Below are 19,280 nucleotides of genomic sequence, written 5' to 3'. Positions count from 1 at the left end.
TGAAGAACAAGAGTCTGTTTTGTCATATTATAGAAAATTATTTAGATATATATTAGTTGATGAGTACCAAGATACAAATTTATTACAATTTTATTTTGTTAAATATTTGTCAGAGGGTTCTAATATATGTGTAGTTGGGGATGATGACCAGTCAATCTATTCGTGGAGGGGAGCTGAAATAAAGAATATATTGGAATTTGAAAAATATTTTAAAAATGCCTGCACGATAAAATTAACTAAAAATTATAGAAGCACTCAAAATATATTAGATATTTCAAACAAATTAATATCAAATAATAGGTTTAGAAAAGGAAAAAATTTGATTGCAGCAAAGGATTATAAAGGGTTTGTAGAAATAAAAAATCTTGAAAGTGATGAAGAAGAAGCACATTTTGTTGTAAAAAAGATAAGGCACTTAATAGATGAAGGTCTTAACCCAAATGAAATTGCAATTCTTTATAGGACAAATGCTCAATCTAGAATCTTTGAAACATATCTAACAAATGCAGGTATCCCCTATAGGGTGATAGGTAACCTTTCTTTTTATAGTAGAAAAGAGATAAAAGATATACTTGCATATATGAAAATTTTTGACAATCCCTTTGATAGTGAGTCTTTAATGAGGGCTTTGAAAAATCCACCTAGTGGTATTGGTGAAAAAACCTTAAAAAAAATTATTGAAATCTCTATTGAGAATAGCTGTGACTTATTAACCTCAATTAAGATATTAACACCTAGTCTAAGTGGTAGACAGAAAAATGCACTTTATAGCTTTTTGGAATTAATGGAAGAGATTAAAAATATGCCGGATATCGCTAGTATTATAAATTTAGTTTTAAAAAAGAGGGATTATGAGAATTATCTAAAAAGTTTTGAGGAAGACAATGTAGCCAATAAAAGAATATATAACATATATGAATTAATTAATGCTGCAATAAAATTTTCCGAAAATAACGAGGAGTCTACCCTATCAGATTTTTTGGCTAGTATTTCCCTTATTACATCAAGTGATGTAGAGAATCATGATGCTGTAAATCTACTAACTGTACATTCAGCTAAAGGGTTAGAATTTTCTAGCCTATTTGTTGTTGGTTTAGAAGAGGGCCTGTTTCCACTTTATAGGGCTTATGATAGTAGTGAAAGCTTAGAAGAAGAGAGGAGGCTCTGTTATGTTGCTGTTACGAGAGCAAAGGATAGGCTCTTTTTGACATGGGCAAAAAATAGGATGTTATATGGTAATATTGTAAAAAATGAGCCTTCACCATTTCTTAAAGAGTTATCTGTAAACTCTAAGAGTTTTAAAAGTAAAGATATGTTTAGACGGGGAGATTTAATAGTTCATAAAAATTTTGGTAAAGGGGTGATTATAGAAAAGAAAGGGGAAGGAGAGACAGCTAAACTTAGAATTATGTTTAAGGAGGCTGGCACAAAAACAATTATTGCCAAATATATAAATACTCTTTAAAATGTAGTCTTAAATAGGGAGGTTTAAATGGCAGAGCTTACAAAAGAAAGTGTTTTACATGTTGCAAGATTAGCATATCTATCAATTGATGATGAAAAATTAGATAGATTTACTGAAGAATTTAATGATATTGTTAATTATGTGGAAAAACTATCAGAAATAAATACAGATAATATTGAACCGACTTCTCATGTACTTGAAATTAAAAATGTTTTTAGGGAAGATTTTGCTCAACCCTCTTTAGACAAAGAGGAGGTTTTTAAGAATGCACCACAATATGAGAAGGATCATTTTAAGGTTCCAAGGATAATAGAGGGGTAATATGCTAGATTTACTTAAAGCTAATTTAATTGATATAAAAGAGGCATTAGATAAAAAAGATATCTCCTGTGAAGAGTTAGTTCAATTTTATTTAGATAGGATAAAGAGTATAGATGAGAAATTGCAGTCTTTTATTACTATAAATGATAATGCTTTGATTGAGGCAAGACAATATGATAATATAAGGCGCAAAAAAGAAGGTTTTCCGAATTTTGCTGGAATACCAATTGCAATAAAGGATAATATTGTTACTGATGATATGCCTACAACATGTGGTTCGAAAATTTTAGAAAATTATATATCTCCTTTTAATGCAACTGTTGTAAAGAAATTGAAAAAAGAAGGTTTTATCATCCTCGGAAAGTTAAATTTAGATGAATTTGCAATGGGTTCTTCCTGTGAGAATTCTTATTATAAAAATACTAAAAATCCGTGGGATCTCTCAAGAGTACCTGGTGGATCTTCTGGCGGCTCTGCTGCAGCTACAGCTGCAAGACTTACGCCAGTATCAATTGGCTCTGATACTGGAGGGTCTATAAGGTTGCCCGCTTCTTTTTGTGGAATTGTTGGTTTTAAGCCAACCTATGGTGCTATATCCCGTTATGGTTTGGTAGCATTTGCATCTAGTTTAGATCAAATTGGCCCACTTACTACTAGTGTCTTTGATGCCTCTATTTTGTTGTCAATATTAAGTGGTCATGATCCGCTTGATTCAACAAGTGCAGCCATTGATCCTTATGATTATACTTTAACACTTGATAGAGATGTTAAGGGAATGAAGATAGGTTTGCCTAAAGAGTATTATAGCTATATTAAAAATAAAGATGTAGAGAAGGCAATTGATGATTCAAGAAAATTATTAGAGGGCTTAGGCATTCAATTTAAAGATATATCAATGCCTTATATTGATTATGCAATACCAGCTTATTATATTATAGCAACAGCAGAAGCCTCAAGTAATTTAGCTAGATATGACGGCGTTAAATACGGCTATAGAAGTAATGGTGATTCTTTGCAAGATATGTATATTAAAACGCGAAGTGAAGGGTTTGGTGATGAGGTTAAAAGGCGCATTATGCTTGGTACATATGTTTTAAGTGCGGGTTATTATGATGCTTATTATCTAAAAGCACAAAAGGTGAGAACTCTTATTAGAAAAGATTTTGCGAAAGCCTTTGAGGATGTTGATATTTTAATGACCCCAACCTCTCCTTTTACTGCTTTTAAATTGGGTGAAAAATTAGTTGATCCATTAGAGATGTATCAATGTGATATTTTTACAAACACCCTTAATCTTTTCGGTGGTTGTGGTATATCAATTCCCTGCGGTTTTGACAGCAGTAATCTCCCCATAGGTTTACAATTTATGGGCAATTATTTTAACGAGACTAAATTATTAAGAATTGCAAATGTTTATCAATCACATACAGATTTCCATAGAAGAATACCTAATATATAAATAAGAGGGTAAATGATGGAATTTGAAGTTATTATAGGTTTGGAAGTACATGTCCATCTAGCAACTAGGAGTAAGCTTTTTTGTAGTTGTAAAGCAGAATTTGGTAAATCTGCAAATTTGCAGACCTGTCCTATATGCTTGGGCATGCCTGGGGTGCTCCCCGTTTTAAACAAAAGGGCTATAGAGTATGCCATAATGGCTGGACTTGCTTTAAATTGTCATATATCTGAACATTCCGTATTTGCAAGGAAAAATTATTTTTATCCTGATCTACCTAAGGGTTATCAAATCTCACAATATGAATTGCCACTTTGTAAAAAGGGGTTTCTATATATACATCTAGAGGATGGAAGTGAAAAGAAGATTGGTATAACAAGGGTTCATGTTGAAGAAGATGCTGGGAAATTAATACATGGTGAAAACCTTGGAGATTCATCTGCATCCTATGTTGACTTTAATAGGGCTGGGATTCCATTAATAGAGATTGTTAGTGAACCAGATATGAGATCTCCATTAGAGGCAAGATTGTATATGCAAAAATTAAGGAGTATCCTTCGTTATATTGGGGTTTCAGAATGCAATATGGAAGAAGGCTCTCTTAGGTGTGATGCAAATATTTCTTTGAGAAAGTATGGTGAAAAGAAATTTGGTGTTAAAAGTGAAATAAAAAATATGAATTCCTTTAAAAATGTACAAAAAGCTTTAGAATATGAGGTTAAAAGGCAGACTTCTCTATTAGAGGAAAATAAGGAAGTATTGCAAGAAACAAGATTATGGAATCCAGCTCTCGGCAAAACTATTACTATGAGAACAAAGGAAGAGGAAAACGATTATAGATATTTTCCAGAACCAGACTTAGTATCTCTGAATATTGATTCTGAGCAGGTAAATAGTTTAAGGGAAAAGATTGGTGAATTACCTGATGAAAAGTTCAAAAAACTGACAGAGGAATACAATTTACCTCAATATGATGCTGAGGTTTTAACTTCTGAGAAGGAGTATGCAGAGTTTTTTGAGGCTACTGTCAGCTATTATAATAAGCCAAAGGAAATTAGTAATTTAATGATGTCTGAACTATTAAGGTTTGTTAATGAGAAGAACTGCAGATTAAGTGAATTAAATATAGATTCTTCAAAATTTGCTAAGATTATCAAATTAATAGATAAAGGCGTTATAAGTGGGAAAATTGCTAAAGATATATTTAGACAGGTTGTAGAGACAGGTAAAGACCCTGAAGATATTGTAAGAGAAAGTGGGATGAAACAAATTAGCGATGAGGATACCGTTGTAAAATTTGTTGATGAAGTTTTGGAGGAAAGCCCCAAAGAGGTAGAGAGATTTAAGAATGGAGAGAGTAAATTGCTTTCTTTTTTTATTGGACAGATTATGAAGAAGACAAGAGGGAAGGCTAATCCAAAATTAGTTAATAAAATATTACAAAAAAAATTAAGTGAGTAAGTTATGTTTAAACAGGTTGATCACATAGGTATCGCAGTAAAAAATATAGATGAAGCCTCAAGGGTATATAAACTTTTAAATATGACAATTGAAAATGAAGAGGTTGTTGAAAACCAACAAGTCAAAACCTTACATATAAAGGCTGGTAATACAAATATTGAGTTGTTGGAACCTTTAAATGAAGCAAGCCCTATCTATAAATTTATAGAGAAAAATGGAGAAGGCTTGCATCATATTGCTTTTGAGGTGGATAATATTGAAAAGGCAATTAACTTATTAAGGGAAAGTGGTTATACCTTTACCTTTGATAAGCCAGTTATTGGTGCCGGCAATAAAAAGGTTATATTTATACACCCTAAAAGTACAAATCATACTTTAATAGAACTTATCTCTTAAATTTTTAGGTGTTTTTCTCCTTCTTTAGCCCAATCTAATTCTTTTTCTAATACTGCTGATAAGGAGAATAACAAATCTTCTCTGCCAAAGGGGGCTATAAATTGTGTCCCAATGGGCAAACCTTCTTTTGTAAAATCTGTTGGAATAGATGCAGCAGGCAAGCCTGTAACATTTGCTAAGAAAGTAAAAGGAGTATATCTCAGCGCATCAAGTGATTTATTTAGAATATAGGGTGTTTTATTTAATATTTTTATTAATTTTAGTCTATCAATAATATTAAGCAGTGCCTCTTGTTTTTTATCAGGTATAAGTGTTCCTAGTTTTGGTGGTGGGTAAGCCAAGGTTGGTGTTAAAATAAGGTCATAGTCTTTAAAGAATTCACCAAATGTTCTAGATGTTAATTCCCATTCTCTTTTAGCTAAAAGTATATCCTTTGCCTTTATGTTTTCTCCTATTTTAGCGGTAAACCAGCTCAATAATTCAACATCATCTCTTTTTACTCTTCTTTTTATTAATTTCTCTACATCAAAAATATTTACTGGCAAATAAGCAAAAAATACCTTAAAAAATGCTTTAGATAGTTCCACTCCATTTATTTTTGGAAATGTATTTACTGTTTTATGCCCCATTTTTTCAAGAATATTACACATCTTTATAATTGATTGTTTATTTTCATATGCAATATCACTATCTATTATTGTCTTTGTTGTATATGCAATCTTTAGTTTTTTTGGTAATCTTTCCAAACTTTTATGAAAGGGAGCATAACTTCTATCGATGATAAAAGGAGCACCAGCTTCTGGGTAAGATGTTGCATCTAGCATATAAGCAGAATCAGCAACGCTTTTTGTAAGTACATGTTGGGTTACAGCTCCCAACCAGTATTCCCCACCAAGGGGTCCTGTGGGATTTCTTCCTCTAGAAGGTTTTAGCCCAAAGAGGTTACAATTTGAGGCAGGTATTCTAATTGAGCCACCCCCATCGTTGCCCGAAGCCATTGGAACGATACCAGCAGCAACAGCTGCTGCTGAACCCCCAGAAGAACCACCAGCAGAATATTCTAAGCCAAAGGGATTACGGGTGGGGCCAAATGCTTTAGGCTCAGTTGTTGCAAGTAGTCCAAATTCTGGGACATTTGTTCTTCCTAAAATGATAAGGCCCGTATCTTTATATCGCTTTAGTAGTTCGCTATCATGATCTGGTTTATAATTTTTTAGTGCTTTACAGCCCATAGCATAATAAACACCCTTTTCATAACATAAGAGATCTTTAACAAGAAAGGGGACTCCTGCAAAAATCCCTTTTTTTGCTTTTTTAGAATCCTCTATAGCTCTTTCAAAAGTTTTTGTAATAACAGCATTAATATTTGGGTTTATACTCTCTATAAGTGATATTGATGCTAGGCATAGTTCTTCACTGCTTATCTCACCTTTTCTAATTAAACTAGCCAGTGTTAGTGCATTAAATGATTTTAAAACTTCTTTTACTGTCACATTTACCTAATCTAAACGTACTTTATGGATACCCTTAAGTTCCTGAAGTTTGGTTAAGACATAATTTAATTCATTTCTGTCATTAACTTCAATTTTAATCTTTTGTGTGGCAATGTTAAAATTTATATTCTTTGCTGATAACTCTAGTATATTTATATTTAAATCTTTTAAGACAGCAGTTACATCATTCAATAAACCTTTTCTGTCTTCCCCTACAATAGATATAGTGACAGAAGTTTTAAATTTTACAGATTCATCCCACTTAACATCTATTAATTTATCACTATTTACTGTTGGTAATTTTAGATTTTTGCAGTTTTCTTTATGAATCACTATGCCCCTTGTATTTGTAATATAACCCTTTATTTTGTCTCCAAAGACAGGATTACAACATCTAGCAATTTGAACAAGCATATTATCAATGTTATCAATAATAAAAGGACCTGTTTTTCTCTTTTTTGGTTCAAGGGTTTGTACTTTTACAGGACTATCTTCTTTAACAAAAAGATGGAGCACTTGTTTTGGAGAAATTCTTTTAAATCCAAGGCTTGTATATAAATCATCAATGTTATTAAGAGAGAATTTTTTTAATATTAGATTAGTTTTTTCTTTATCATTTAATATATCCTTAAAATCAATAGAGTGATTTTCAAACTCTTTTTCTAAGAGATAGCCTCCATAGGCGATTGCTTTGTCTTGTTCTTTTTTTCTTAAATAGCTGCGGATTCGGATTTTTGCTCTACTTGTCTTTGTGAAATTTAACCAATCCCTTTTTGGCTCTCCTCTATTAGAAGTTAAAATTTCTACTTTTTCACCATTTTTTAAACGATATTTAATGGACATAATCCTCCCGTTAACTTTAGCACCCGTACACCTATGGCCAATTTCAGTGTGTATCGCGTATGCAAAATCAATTGGTGTAGAGCCAACAGGAAGTTCAATAATATCCCCCTTTGGCGTGAAAACATAAATTTGAGTAGGTAATATATCTTCCTTCAATGCCTCTATTAGGTCTGTTGGGTTTTTTAACTCCTTTTGATTAAGAAGTTGTCTTAACCATATAAATGCTTTGTCATCTTCTGTTAATTTATTTTTGCCCTCCTTATATATCCAGTGTGCTGCAATACCTTCTTCTGCAATGCTGTGCATAAAATATGTCCTAATTTGAAATTCAACCCTTAGCCCATCAGGACCAATTACCGTTGTGTGTAATGATTGGTACATATTTGCTTTGGGCATAGCAATAAAGTCTTTGAACCTTCCTGGGATTGGCTTCCATAAATTATGGATAATCCCCAAGACAGCATAACATTCTGATACTTTGTTAACTAATATTCTTATGGCTATTAGGTCGTATATATCATCGAAGGATGCTTTTTTTGTTATCATTTTGTGATATATGCTATAAAAATGCTTTGGTCTTCCTGAGAGCTCAAAGTCTGTTATATTGTTTTTTTGTAATTCCTTCTCTACGATTTTTTTTACCTTTTGTAGGTATTTTTCTCTCTCGCTTCTTTTTAGTTTAACCTTATTGTATATCTCATAATATTTGTCTGGTTGCAAAGTTCTGAAACACAGATCCTCTAGCTCCCATTTTATCCATGCTATACCTAATCTATGAGCTAAAGGGGCATATATTTCTAATGTTTCTTTCGAAATTCTTTTGGCTTTTTCAGGTGGTAAATATTCGATTGTTCTCATATTGTGTAATCGATCGGCTAATTTAATAAGAATTACTCTAACATCTTTAGAAACAGATACTAACATTTTACGGAAGTTTTCTGCCTGCTTTTCTTCATTTGACATAAATCTTATTTTGCTAATTTTGCTTACACCATCTACTAAGAAAGCCACGTCTTTTCCGAACCGTTTTTCTAGCTCCTCATAAGTTGTGTCAGTATCTTCCAGCGTATCATGGAGTAGACCTGCTATTACTGTATCTAAATCCATATTCATATCTGCTAATATCTTTGAAACAGATAAGGGGTGTGACAAGTATGGTGCCCCACTTTTCCTTAATTGCCCTCTATGTTTTGTCGCTGCAAATATATAGGCACTAAATAACTTGTCTTGATCGTACATCTCTTTATTATTGCTTAGGATATTGTGGATATCCATTATTCTAACAATTTGTTCTTTCATATTAATGTGCTTTTTTTATATCGATAAGTTTAATCAATATTTCATCATTTGCCCACTGAGTTCTTTCTATAGTGAATATAATATCAAGATTTTTTAAATTTTTAATTTCTTTTTTTGCATTATTCATTTTATAACCAACAACCTCAATAACTTTATTATTTTTCTCTATAAAACCCCTTAAGGTATCATTATTTTTGCCTGTAAACTTTACTGGTGGGATAAAGTTTACATCCTTCATGAGTAGTATAGGCTTTGGGTTTCCTTCGCCATAGGGTTCAAGTTTTTCTAGCCATTCTATAAATTCTCCCGTTAAATCATCGGGTTCTATAATTGCATCAATAGTTATTTCAGATGTTGCATATTTACCAGTTAGATTTTTTTCAACATAATCATTAAATGCAACGCCAAACTCTTTGATATATTTATAATCTATTTTTAAGCCTACAGCATTTCTATGGCCTCCGTATTCATATAAAAATTTTGATAAGGATTCTATACTCTTATATAGGTTGAATGATTTACTGCTTCTTGCAGAACCCTTTCCTATGTTGTTATTAAATGCAACAACCACTGTTGGCCTATTAAAATATTCTAGTATTTTTGATGCAATTACACCTATGATTGCTGGATCCCAATTGTGTGAATATAATATTAAGGCACTATCTTTTTCTAATAGATTATATTTATCTATTTTTTTTAGCGAATCATTAAGTGTTTGTTTCTCAGTATACTGTCTTTTTTTATTTGCTTCATTTAAGTGAGTTACTAATTTTTTCGCCTCATTAATATTTTTTGTGGTTAAAAGCCTAACACTATAATCACTGTCTCCTGCTCTTGCAGCTGCATTAATGCGCGGATTTATCATATAGCTTACGTGGGACACGTTAATATTATTATGATATAAGCCAATTGCCTTTTTTAATTCTTGAATACCTGTTCTAGCAAAATTATTACTTAAAAGTTGCAGTCCATGCTTTACAATTATCCTATTTTCACTTACTAGCGGTGAGACATCACCAATAGTTCCTAAACTCACGAGATCTAAATAGTTTATTAACTTTGGTCTTTTAATATTTTTATTAAAATATCCTTTTTTATCAAGAAAATATTGTAGAGCTAATATAATTTTAAATATAACTCCAACACCTGATAATCCTTTAAAGGGATATGTCTCATCATATCTATAGGGGTTTATAATAGTAATGTTAGAATAGGACATATGCTCATTTGGTTTATGATGATCTGTAACTATAACATCTATACCCACCGAGTTAGCTATAAGAATTTCTTCGTATGAATTTATTCCGCAATCAACTGTTATTAGTAAATCAACATTTTGTTTTGCTAAAATTTTTATTGCATTTTTATTGAGTGAATATCCTTCACGTAAACTGTTAGGTATATAATAAGTAACATTTGCACCAACTTCTTTTAGGAAAAGGTAAAGCACTGATGTTGCAGTTATACCATCAACATCATAATCACCGTAAATGCAAATTTTTTGTTTTTCCTTAAGGGCGTTATATATTTTTTCTACAGCTTTATCGACACCTTTTAGATCAAAAGGATTTAGAAATTTATTTAGAGGCGATTCAATAAAAATAACTAGGTCTTCTTTATTTTTAATGCCCCTTTTTATTAGAATTTCTAGTATTTTTAAGGGGATCCTAAGTTTATATCCAATTGAAAGCAGAGGGGTAATATCAACTTCGTTGTAATACCAATAGTATTTATATCCTTTTTCTAGCCTTTTTATTGAATCTATATGTTCCATAATTTTAAAAAATTTTAAATCTTTATAATAATATAAAATTTTATTAATTTATTTCAATGATCTAAAAATATTGTCTTGTCAGGTGTTTTTGATGTAATATTAATCTATTGATTATGATTATTAATGTTTATGTTAAGACAAATGCTAGAGATAACGAGTTTGTTGAAGTTATAGAGGATCTATTTGTAATTAAATTAAAAGCTAGACCTGTAGGTGGGGCAGCTAATAGAGAATTGTTGAAGTATTTAAGCTCAAAATTGGGTGTAGCAAAGAGTAGTTTAGAAATTGTTAAAGGGTTAAAATCTAAACATAAAAAAATTGAGGTTAAGAATAACTTTACTTTTACTGAAATATTAGAAAAAGTAAAAGGAGAATAATAATTATATATTAATAGTAATGAGCTATACGTTTAATTCAATAACAAAGGTATTGCCACCTTTACTATTTGTCTTAAGGTATACTTTGCCTGAATAAAGTTTTGCAATATGTTTTACAATTGATAAGCCAAGCCCAGTTCCTTTGTTTTCAATATTGCGCGTGCGGGAATTTGTATAAAACCTCTCAAAAATTCTATTTTTTTCTTTATCAGCTATTTTTGGACCTCTATCACTTACAGCTATTATAAGGGTATTTTCTTTTTTATCTAAATCTATTCGTATCTCTTTATCTGTATATTTGATTGCATTGTCTATAAGATTTGTAAGGATACTTAATAGATGTTCTCTCCCAATCTTACAATATTTCACATTATTATTGAAAGTGATCTCTCTATCTGTATGAGCATAATAATCTTTTAATTCATTTATGACATCAATAATATCTAAATTTTCAACTTTTATATATTCAATATTTTTCTCTAATGATTCAATTTTATAAAGCTGAACAATATCATTTATTAGTTTATTCAATCTCTCAGAGCCCCGGTAGATTGAGTTTAAAAATTTTATTTGGGTATTTTTATCTATATCTGGATTTATTAATAATGTTTCTGCGTAATTCATAATTAATGAAACAGGCGTTTTTAGTTCATGTGTTAGATTTGCTGTTAGCTCATATTTATACTGTCCGTACATTGTACGCTCTGTAACGTCAAGAAATATTATTAGCCTATATTCATCAAAGGTTTTGCAAAGAATTGTTAAGACTCTATCATTATTATAATATTCAGTATTATAAATATTTTCTTTATTTTCTAGAATATTAGAAAAAAGATCTAATAATTTAGCATTGTTTGTTGTATAAAGTAGATGTTTCTTAGCTTCAATAGAGAGATTTAGATTTTTTTTTGCCCAGTTGTTAAAATGTATTACATAGCCATTCTTGTCAATTAAGATAACGCCTTCATCTAACAATTCTAAAATATTTTTAATAAGATTTAAGTGGAGTGTTAATTCTTTTTCTCTTGTTATTAGATTTTCTCTAGTATCAATTAAGAAATCAATAATATAATTTAGTGATTTAGATTTGAAATTTGGCCATTTTATGTAAACGTCTTTCTTTTTTAGTTTTTTAATTATTTTAATTATTTTACTAATTGAATAATTTATATAGAAAATATAGATAACTAATAAAAAAATAATTGAAAATAGTATTAGATTATTCAAATTTATAGCCAATTTTCTGAATTGACTTTATATAGGATCCTTTATCTTTTAACTTTTTTCTAAGAGAAGATATATGTGAATCAACGGTTCTTGTATATACATCACTTGAATAACCCCAAACATTAGAGAGCAATTGATTTCTAGTGAACACTTTTTTCGGATGTTTAACTAAGAAGCAAAGTAGTGAGTATTCTTTATGGGTTAACTCCAAAGGCTTTCCATCTACGTAGATTTTGTAATTAGATTCATCGATTTTAATGTCCTTATATTCTTTAATATCCTCTTTTATATCAAAGGATTTTTCCAAGAGTTTTTTTACCTTAGTTATCAAAACTCTTATGCTAAAGGGTTTTACCAAATAATCATCTGCTCCACTTTCTAAGCATTTGACAATATCATCCTCCTTATCCTTTGCGGATATTACGATCACCAATATATTTTTATATTTTTCATTCTTTTTGAGGATATTTAAAAATTGTTCTCCCTTAAGTCCAGGTAACATTAAGTCAAGAAGGATAAGATCGGGGGACAATTCATCTAGCATTATTAGTGCGTCATTTGCATTTCCTGAATCATATACATTAAAGTTTTCTTTCTCTAAATTAAATTTTATTATCTCTCTTAATTCATCCTCATCTTCTATTATAAGTATACTACTATTCATTATCTTTCCTCGATTTTAATCTATGTCTAATCATTTTACCAGTAGACATAAAATATACTTGTTCACATACGTTTTTAGTATAATCACCAATTCTTTCTAAACTCTTTCCGATAAACATAAGAGAGAGGATTTGGGATATTGTAGTTGCGTCATTAGTTACATAGGTAAGAAGTTCCCTTACAACTTGTACATATAGATCATCAATTTTTTTATCTTGTTTTATTATATTAATTGCATTTTCATCATCATATGAAAAAAATGCATCTATTGCTTCTTTTAACATATATCCCGCCTGTTCACCCATTAGTGGCAAATCAATGTAAGGTTTAAGTGGAGGGTATTTGATTAAGTTTAACGTTTCTCTCGCAATGCCAACACAGTGATCTGCTATCCTTTCAATATCTACTATTATTCTAAGTGTTGTTATAACAAATCTAAGGTCAATCGCTTTTGGTTCATATAATGCCAGTACTTTTATGCATATACTGTCTATTTTATTTTCAAGATAATCTACTTTATTGTCCAATTTAATAGTATTTTTTGCTAGATCAGAATCTATATTTACAAGAGCCGTAATAGCATTTTCAAGCATTTCTGTTGTTATATTAGTCATCTTAGCTAGATATGATTTTATTTTAACATATTCCTCTTCGAAATAAATTTTCATATATTAACCTGCCTTTTTAACCAAATTTTCCTGTTATATAATTCTCTGTCTCTTTTTCTTTTGGTCTTGTAAATATTATATCAGTTTTATCATATTCTACAAGTTTACCTAGATACATAAAAGCTGTGTAGTCTGATATACGTGCTGCTTGTTGCATATTATGTGTTACTATTACTATTGTAATATTTTTCTTTAACGTATAAATTAAATCCTCAATCTTTCCAGTTGATATAGGATCTAATGCACTTGTTGGCTCGTCAAATAGTATAATTTCAGGTTCTACTGCTAAAGCTCTAGCAATACAAAGCCTCTGTTGTTGTCCCCCTGACAGTTCAGTGGCTCTACTATTTAATTTGTCTTTAACCTCGTCAAATAATGCAGCATCCTTTAATGCTTTTTCAACTCTTTGTTTTAATACTTTTTTATTTTTTATTCCCTTCAATTTTAAACCATATGCTATATTATCAAATACTGACATAGGGAAGGCTGTTGGAGATTGAAAAACCATTCCAATTTGGCTTCTTAGACTTGTTATATCCTCTAATTCTAACAAATTTAGATTATTATATATAATTTTGCCTTCATATTTATTGCCTGGATAAAGATCATGCATTCTATTTATACACCTAAGAAGAGTAGTTTTACCGCACCCAGAAGGTCCAATTAGGGCTGTTACTTTGTTTTTTTCTATCTCCATATTAATATCTTTTAAAGCCTCTATATTGTTATTATAATAAAAGCTTAGATTTTGTATTTTTAAGATTTTACTCTGTTCACTAATAACGGACATCTATTATTTATACCTCCATTTGATAATAAATCTTCCAATTATTGTTATTAATAGTATAAATAGGGTAATAATTAATGAACCTGCCCATGCTATTTTATGCCAGCTTTCGTAGGGGCTTGTTGCATATTGATATATAGTTACTGTTAGGGAAGGCATTGGTTCTGTTAGTTTATAAGTGGTGTAAGCGTTGTTGAAGGATGTAAATAATAGGGGGGCTGTTTCACCAGCTACACGTGCAATTGCCAGTAGTATACCAGTAAAAATGCCTGTTATAGCACTTTTATAGACAACATTCATAATAACCTTATAATAGGGTGCTCCAAGGGCAAAGGCTGCTTCTCTCAATTGCCACGGTACAAGTCGCATCATATCTTCTGTGGTTCTTAGTACCACAGGTATCATTATAATTGCAAGGGCAATGCCTCCACTTAAACCATTAAAAGAACCAAAAGGTCTTACAAGTAGGGCATAGACAAAGGTTCCAATTACAATAGATGGGACGCTTATCATTATATCTGAAATGGTGCTTGTAAAATTTGCAATTTTATTATTTCTTCCGTATTCAGCTATATAAGTGCCACCTAAAATTCCTATGGGCACACCTATTAAAACTGCAATTATTGTGATAATTAGTTGGCCAATAAGGGCATGTTTTAATCCTCCGCCACCCATTAAGATAGGAGCATATTCTTCAGTAAAAATATTTGGTGCTAGGTATGAGAAACCATTGTATAAAACATTAAATAGTATAAAAACAAGCCAGAATAAACCTAACAATGCTGCTAGAAAGGATAAAAACAAAGAAATATAATTTATGAGATATCTTTTTTTTCTATAATTCATTTTTTCATTCTACTTATGAGAAGAAACTTAGCAATTGCAAGCATAACAAAATTCATTGTAAAAAGTATTAATGCGAGATAGAAAAGGGATGAGAGGTATAGCTCACTGTCGGCTTCAGTAAATTCATTTGCAAGGGTTACAGTTATTGTAGCAGAAGCGTCAAAAAGAGATGTAGCAATTTCATGTTTATTACCCAAGACGAATGCAACAGCCATTGTTTCACCTAGTGCTCTTCCCATTGCAATAATAATGCTGCCATAAATACCTAGTCTACAATAAGGTATAACTACATCCTTTATTACTTCCCACTTAGTGGCACCTATACCATAGGCTGATTCTTTGAGTTGTCTTGGTGTTAACTCAAAGGTGTCCCTAACAATGCTTGTTATAAAAGGGGTTATCATTATAGAGAGTATCACACCTGAGGTAAAGATATCTATTCCTCTAGTTGGTCCTTCAAATAATTTATTTATTATGGGTATATTCTTTGTAATATTTTGTAAAAAGGGCTCTATATATTCACCCATAATTGGTGCAAGGGTGAATAAGCCCCACATCCCATAGATGATGCTTGGTATTGCTGCAAGTAGTTCTATAGTTGTTGAAAAAGTGGGTTTTAAAAAATTTGGACAAAGTTCTGTTATAAATATAGCTATTCCAATAGATACAGGTATAGCAAAAAGAAGTGATAATAATGTGGTAATTAGTGTACCATATATTGTTGTAGCGGCTCCAAAGACCTCTTTAATTGGATCCCAAGCTGTGGAGAAGATAAAACCAAAGAAACCAAATTCTTTTATCGCTGGATATGCATCAATTATGAGGGATATAAATATAGATATTATTATTATGAGTATTATAGTAGATGCCAAAAAGGTAATTGACCTAAATAGATTGTCTGCAAACTTTTGGTAAATATCTCTTTTAAATCCCTTCATAAGATTAAGCTGTACTTTATCATTGTAAAAAACATATATTGTAAAATACTTGTAAAATCTTAAGGATATTTGCAAAGATATTATATTTATATTATGATTTTGTAAATATTAACAAGTTCAATATTAATTAAATTTACATTTATTTGACAATTTTAGTGTCGATTTTGTGCTATATAAAATATAATTTGGATAATAAATTATATAACAGGAGGTTTGAAATGAAAAAATTATTTTGCAACGCACTAACAACATTTTTCTTAATAGGTTTGTTATTTCCTTTGAGTTTATCAGCTCAAAAATCCTTGAATGGCGCAGGTGCAAGTTTTCCCTATCCAGTGTATCAAACGTGGGCATACAAATATTACAAAGAGAATAAGATAAAGATTAATTATCAATCAATAGGTTCAGGTGGTGGTATTAGACAAGTTACAAGTAGAACAGTAGATTTTGGGGCAAGCGATGCGCCTTTGGAGCCAGAAGCAGTAGAAGAAAACAAATTGCTTCAATTTCCAGCTATAATAGGTGGTGTTGTTCCAGCTATAAATATTGAGGGTATTGAAAAGGGGGAGCTTAAATTATCTGGCGAATTATTAGCTAGTATTTTTCTTGGTGATATTAAAAAGTGGAATGATAAAAGGATTGCCTCCTTAAATAAGGGTATAAAATTGCCTGATGCTGAAATTACTGTCGTTCATAGAGCAGATGGTTCAGGTACAACAGCAATATTTTCAAGTTATTTATCTGCAGTTAGTGATAAGTGGAGAAAAGAGGTAGGTAGCGGCAAGGCATTAAATTGGAAAACAGGCATAGGCGGCAAGGGTAATGAAGGGGTAGCAAACTATATTAAAAGACTAGATAATTCAATAGGTTACGTGGAATACGCATATGTAACTCAAAATAATTTAAATTATATTAGATTAAAGAATAAATCTGGCAACTTTGTTGAACCATCCTTTGAAAGCTTTAAGGAAGCTGCTTCTAAAGTTAGTTGGGATATTAATAAGCATTTTTATAACTATATAATTGATGTTGAAGGTGAGAATAGTTGGCCTATAGTAGGAGCATCTTTTATACTTCTTCCACGTGAGAAAAAGGATATGAATAAAAATGTTGTAAAATTCTATGATTGGGCCTTTAAGAATGGTGATAAACTGGCTATGCAGTTAGATTATGTTCCTTTACCTGATAACCTTAAAGAGATGATTAGAAAATATTGGAAGAAATACGATCTAATAGATTAATAATATATAAATAAATTTTATAAATTTATTAAATTTATTTGACAACTATTTATCTATAAAATATAATTATATATGACACAAATAATTATTAATAGGAGGTTATCTATGAAAGGCGTAATTTTTATTTTATCACTTTTGTTGGCCTTTACATGTGTTACCCCACTTTATTCTGCTATTGGGAATCCCTCTGAAGTCTATAAGATCAATATTGGCGACAAGGCCGTTTATGATGAGGGTGTGGTAAATATGGGGTCAAAGAAACTTCTTAAACTTATAACTTCTGAGGCCTTGGATAAGTCAAAGACTATCGTGCTTTTTGGAGGGGATAAGGCATTTGATTTAGTTAATGGTGTTGCAAATCTTTATGGTTACAGTGTAGAAAAATCAACTACTAATTCTTTTGTAGATGGTGACAAAGCGCCAGTCAATTCTTTTATATTAAAAGGTTTATCGGCTAGGGAGCAAATAGGGAAAAGTGGAGTCATCAAGGCTATAGAAGAGGCTGAAGAAAGTGGCTATAAAGTTGAAAAAGTTAACAGTGCTCTTGATAAGTTATCTGAGGCTATTTTAATGGGTTTATTTGGAAAAGAACAATTAGAGGCAATATCTAATGAGATTCTAGCAAATGAGGATGTACAAACTTTCTTTGGTAGGGTTAAGGATATAATAAATACTCAAAGTGGATATAATGAAAATTTGTCTTCAAAAAATTTGCAATATTCAGAGACATTGGATCTAATTGCGGAACCTTTGGGTCATTATGTAATAGTTCCAATGTTAGATTTAGTTAATTCAGTTGTGACACCTTTATTACCAAATGGATCGATGCCAGCTTTTGCTACAAGACTTATTATGCAGGTGGGTTTTCCATTGTTAGATGTTGTATTTAATACATTTCCAGTCTTAAGGCCTATTGCAATGGATTTAATGGCTCCAATAGTTTCTAATACGCATTAATTTAGAGGAGGAGAATTATGAAAAAAATTAGCATATTTATAATATCTGCAGTGTTTTTAATTATAGCTACATTAGCTTATACAGAAAGTGATATTAAGGGGATAGGTGTAGAAAATGAGAAAATATCAAAACAGGCAGGTCCACCTACAAGCTGTGATGAGGGTTGTCATGGGAGGATTTATGAAATGGAGTTGTCTGATCCATCAGAAAACATATGTCTAACCTGCCATACACCCACAGGTGTAATGTCAGTATTTGGTTTTAGAGCATATTTAGGTGCTCTTGATCATTGGCCATTACCAGATGAGTTCTATACCCATCCAGATGCTTGTGTTATATGTCACACTGGGCAAGAAGTACACGGCAGCTATGCTGAAGATTTTTTTACCCTTGTGCATAAGGGTCACTTAGTAGATCCTGAGGGGAGAGTACTAGAGGAAGGTAATAATCACTTTGTTATTATGTATGGAGGCAAGTGTACTCATTGCCATATTGTAAACCCTGATGGGACATTTTCTATGCCCGGCATGGAAAGCCTTTTTGAAGAAGAGTAGATCAAATAGAAGCAGTATAAAAATATGCTTGAGGGCCTAAATTTGATAATTTAGGCCCTCTTTTTTATTAACTACTAGAAGTTTACTACTTTATCAGATGTGATAATCCAATTTGAAAGATCCACCATATGACCTTTAATATTTTTTGTAAAATAGGGTTCATTTTTATGTTTCCCACACCTGTTCATACAAGTGGCACATGCCTTTACTTTAACACCATCCTTGATAAGTTCTTTAAGCATCTTTACAAGATCATAGGGTGAACCTTCTGGTTTCTTTGTCGCATCCTTTGCTAAATCTATTGAATCATTTATTAAGAAGATTCTGACAGTGTGTTTTTCACTATTTAGTTTTTCTGCAAGTCTTAAAGCATTCCATGATTTGTCTGAGCCGTCATAGGGGTAGTCATTTAGAATAATGAGCACCTTTTTGGTATTGCTTGCCTCTTCCTTGCTATAAAGGAAAGGTTGAAAAAATAAGGTTAATAGTAAAATTACAATTAGTTTCTTTTTCA

Annotated in this window: 19 protein-coding genes; 9 read left to right on the top strand and 10 right to left on the bottom strand. The window is 31.2% G+C overall.

The genetic code is table 11. The annotated features are described in order from the left end of the window. From SVN78_02770 to mce, 5 genes are all read left to right on the top strand, one after another. On the top strand, window positions 1-1,465 hold a 1,465-nt coding region (locus SVN78_02770; GenBank protein ID MDY6820529.1), incomplete at its 5' end, for a 3'-5' exonuclease. Between the two features lie 27 nt (window positions 1,466-1,492). Next, window positions 1,493-1,786: an Asp-tRNA(Asn)/Glu-tRNA(Gln) amidotransferase subunit GatC gene (gene gatC / locus SVN78_02765; GenBank protein MDY6820528.1), complete on the top strand. Its 294-nt coding sequence runs from the start codon at window positions 1,493-1,495 to the stop codon at window positions 1,784-1,786. A 1-nt stretch (window position 1,787) separates the two neighbouring features. Next, on the top strand, window positions 1,788-3,245 hold the full coding sequence (gene gatA / locus SVN78_02760) for an Asp-tRNA(Asn)/Glu-tRNA(Gln) amidotransferase subunit GatA (GenBank protein ID MDY6820527.1): 1,458 nt from the start codon (window positions 1,788-1,790) through the stop codon (window positions 3,243-3,245). Window positions 3,246-3,260: 15 nt separating this feature from the next. Further along, window positions 3,261-4,703 (top strand): Asp-tRNA(Asn)/Glu-tRNA(Gln) amidotransferase subunit GatB, encoded by a 1,443-nt coding sequence (gene gatB / locus SVN78_02755; protein MDY6820526.1) that lies wholly within the window; start codon window positions 3,261-3,263, stop codon window positions 4,701-4,703. A gap of 3 nt (window positions 4,704-4,706) precedes the next feature. After that, window positions 4,707-5,099: a methylmalonyl-CoA epimerase gene (gene mce / locus SVN78_02750; GenBank protein ID MDY6820525.1), complete on the top strand. Its 393-nt coding sequence runs from the start codon at window positions 4,707-4,709 to the stop codon at window positions 5,097-5,099. On the opposite strand, the gene SVN78_02745 is transcribed toward mce, so the two are convergent. The 3 genes from SVN78_02745 to recJ are packed head-to-tail and all read right to left on the bottom strand — an operon-like array spanning window position 5,096 to window position 10,508. Beyond that, complete coding sequence (locus tag SVN78_02745; protein ID MDY6820524.1) at window positions 5,096-6,592, bottom strand: amidase family protein; 1,497 nt, start codon at window positions 6,590-6,592, stop codon at window positions 5,096-5,098. The genes mce and SVN78_02745 overlap by 4 nt on opposite strands. Window positions 6,593-6,598: 6 nt before the next feature. Beyond that, complete coding sequence (locus tag SVN78_02740) at window positions 6,599-8,734, bottom strand: bifunctional (p)ppGpp synthetase/guanosine-3',5'-bis(diphosphate) 3'-pyrophosphohydrolase (protein ID MDY6820523.1); 2,136 nt, start codon at window positions 8,732-8,734, stop codon at window positions 6,599-6,601. A gap of 1 nt (window position 8,735) precedes the next feature. Next, window positions 8,736-10,508, bottom strand: coding sequence for a single-stranded-DNA-specific exonuclease RecJ (recJ, locus tag SVN78_02735; protein ID MDY6820522.1), 1,773 nt, complete (start codon window positions 10,506-10,508; stop codon window positions 8,736-8,738). Between the two features lie 113 nt (window positions 10,509-10,621). On the opposite strand from recJ, the gene SVN78_02730 reads away from it, so the two are divergent. Further along, window positions 10,622-10,885 (top strand): DUF167 domain-containing protein, encoded by a 264-nt coding sequence (locus tag SVN78_02730; GenBank protein MDY6820521.1) that lies wholly within the window; start codon window positions 10,622-10,624, stop codon window positions 10,883-10,885. A gap of 24 nt (window positions 10,886-10,909) precedes the next feature. Here the strand turns inward: SVN78_02730 and SVN78_02725 are convergent, their stop codons facing one another. The 6 genes from SVN78_02725 to pstC are packed head-to-tail and all read right to left on the bottom strand — an operon-like array spanning window position 10,910 to window position 16,014. Further along, window positions 10,910-12,112 (bottom strand): ATP-binding protein, encoded by a 1,203-nt coding sequence (locus SVN78_02725; GenBank protein ID MDY6820520.1) that lies wholly within the window; start codon window positions 12,110-12,112, stop codon window positions 10,910-10,912. Beyond that, window positions 12,105-12,776 carry a winged helix-turn-helix domain-containing protein gene (locus tag SVN78_02720; GenBank protein MDY6820519.1) on the bottom strand — a complete coding sequence of 224 codons (672 nt, stop codon included), beginning with the start codon at window positions 12,774-12,776 and terminating at the stop codon, window positions 12,105-12,107. Before SVN78_02720 ends, SVN78_02725 begins: the two co-directional genes overlap by 8 nt. Next, window positions 12,769-13,443, bottom strand: a complete 675-nt coding sequence (gene phoU / locus SVN78_02715) for a phosphate signaling complex protein PhoU (GenBank protein MDY6820518.1) — start codon at window positions 13,441-13,443, stop codon at window positions 12,769-12,771. Before phoU ends, SVN78_02720 begins: the two co-directional genes overlap by 8 nt. Before the next feature lie 16 nt (window positions 13,444-13,459). Next, entirely contained in the window at window positions 13,460-14,233 is a 774-nt protein-coding gene (gene pstB, locus SVN78_02710; protein MDY6820517.1) for a phosphate ABC transporter ATP-binding protein PstB, read from the bottom strand. Between the two features lie 3 nt (window positions 14,234-14,236). Beyond that, entirely contained in the window at window positions 14,237-15,076 is an 840-nt protein-coding gene (gene pstA / locus SVN78_02705; protein MDY6820516.1) for a phosphate ABC transporter permease PstA, read from the bottom strand. Beyond that, a complete protein-coding gene (gene pstC, locus SVN78_02700) occupies window positions 15,073-16,014 on the bottom strand; it encodes a phosphate ABC transporter permease subunit PstC (GenBank protein ID MDY6820515.1) in 942 nt (313 codons plus the stop codon). Before pstC ends, pstA begins: the two co-directional genes overlap by 4 nt. A gap of 218 nt (window positions 16,015-16,232) precedes the next feature. On the opposite strand from pstC, the gene pstS reads away from it, so the two are divergent. The 3 genes from pstS to SVN78_02685 all read left to right on the top strand — a co-directional run bounded on the left by pstS (window position 16,233) and on the right by SVN78_02685 (window position 18,766). Continuing rightward, a complete protein-coding gene (pstS, locus tag SVN78_02695; protein MDY6820514.1) occupies window positions 16,233-17,255 on the top strand; it encodes a phosphate ABC transporter substrate-binding protein PstS in 1,023 nt (340 codons plus the stop codon). A gap of 105 nt (window positions 17,256-17,360) precedes the next feature. Continuing rightward, entirely contained in the window at window positions 17,361-18,212 is an 852-nt protein-coding gene (locus SVN78_02690) for a hypothetical protein (GenBank protein MDY6820513.1), read from the top strand. A gap of 17 nt (window positions 18,213-18,229) precedes the next feature. Beyond that, the gene (locus SVN78_02685) at window positions 18,230-18,766 is read left to right on the top strand and encodes a hypothetical protein (GenBank protein MDY6820512.1); all 537 of its coding nucleotides are present in this window, start codon (window positions 18,230-18,232) and stop codon (window positions 18,764-18,766) included. Window positions 18,767-18,840: 74 nt separating this feature from the next. Here SVN78_02685 and SVN78_02680 read toward each other — a convergent pair. Further along, window positions 18,841-19,280: DsrE family protein (locus SVN78_02680; protein MDY6820511.1), on the bottom strand; the 440-nt coding region annotated here is incomplete at its 5' end.

It is taken from the genome of Deferribacterota bacterium (assembly GCA_034189185.1).
Lineage (GTDB): Bacteria > Chrysiogenota > Deferribacteres > Deferribacterales > UBA228 > UBA228.
The sequence above is the reverse complement of the archived record's forward strand: the minus strand, read 5'-3'. Positions and strand labels throughout refer to the sequence as shown.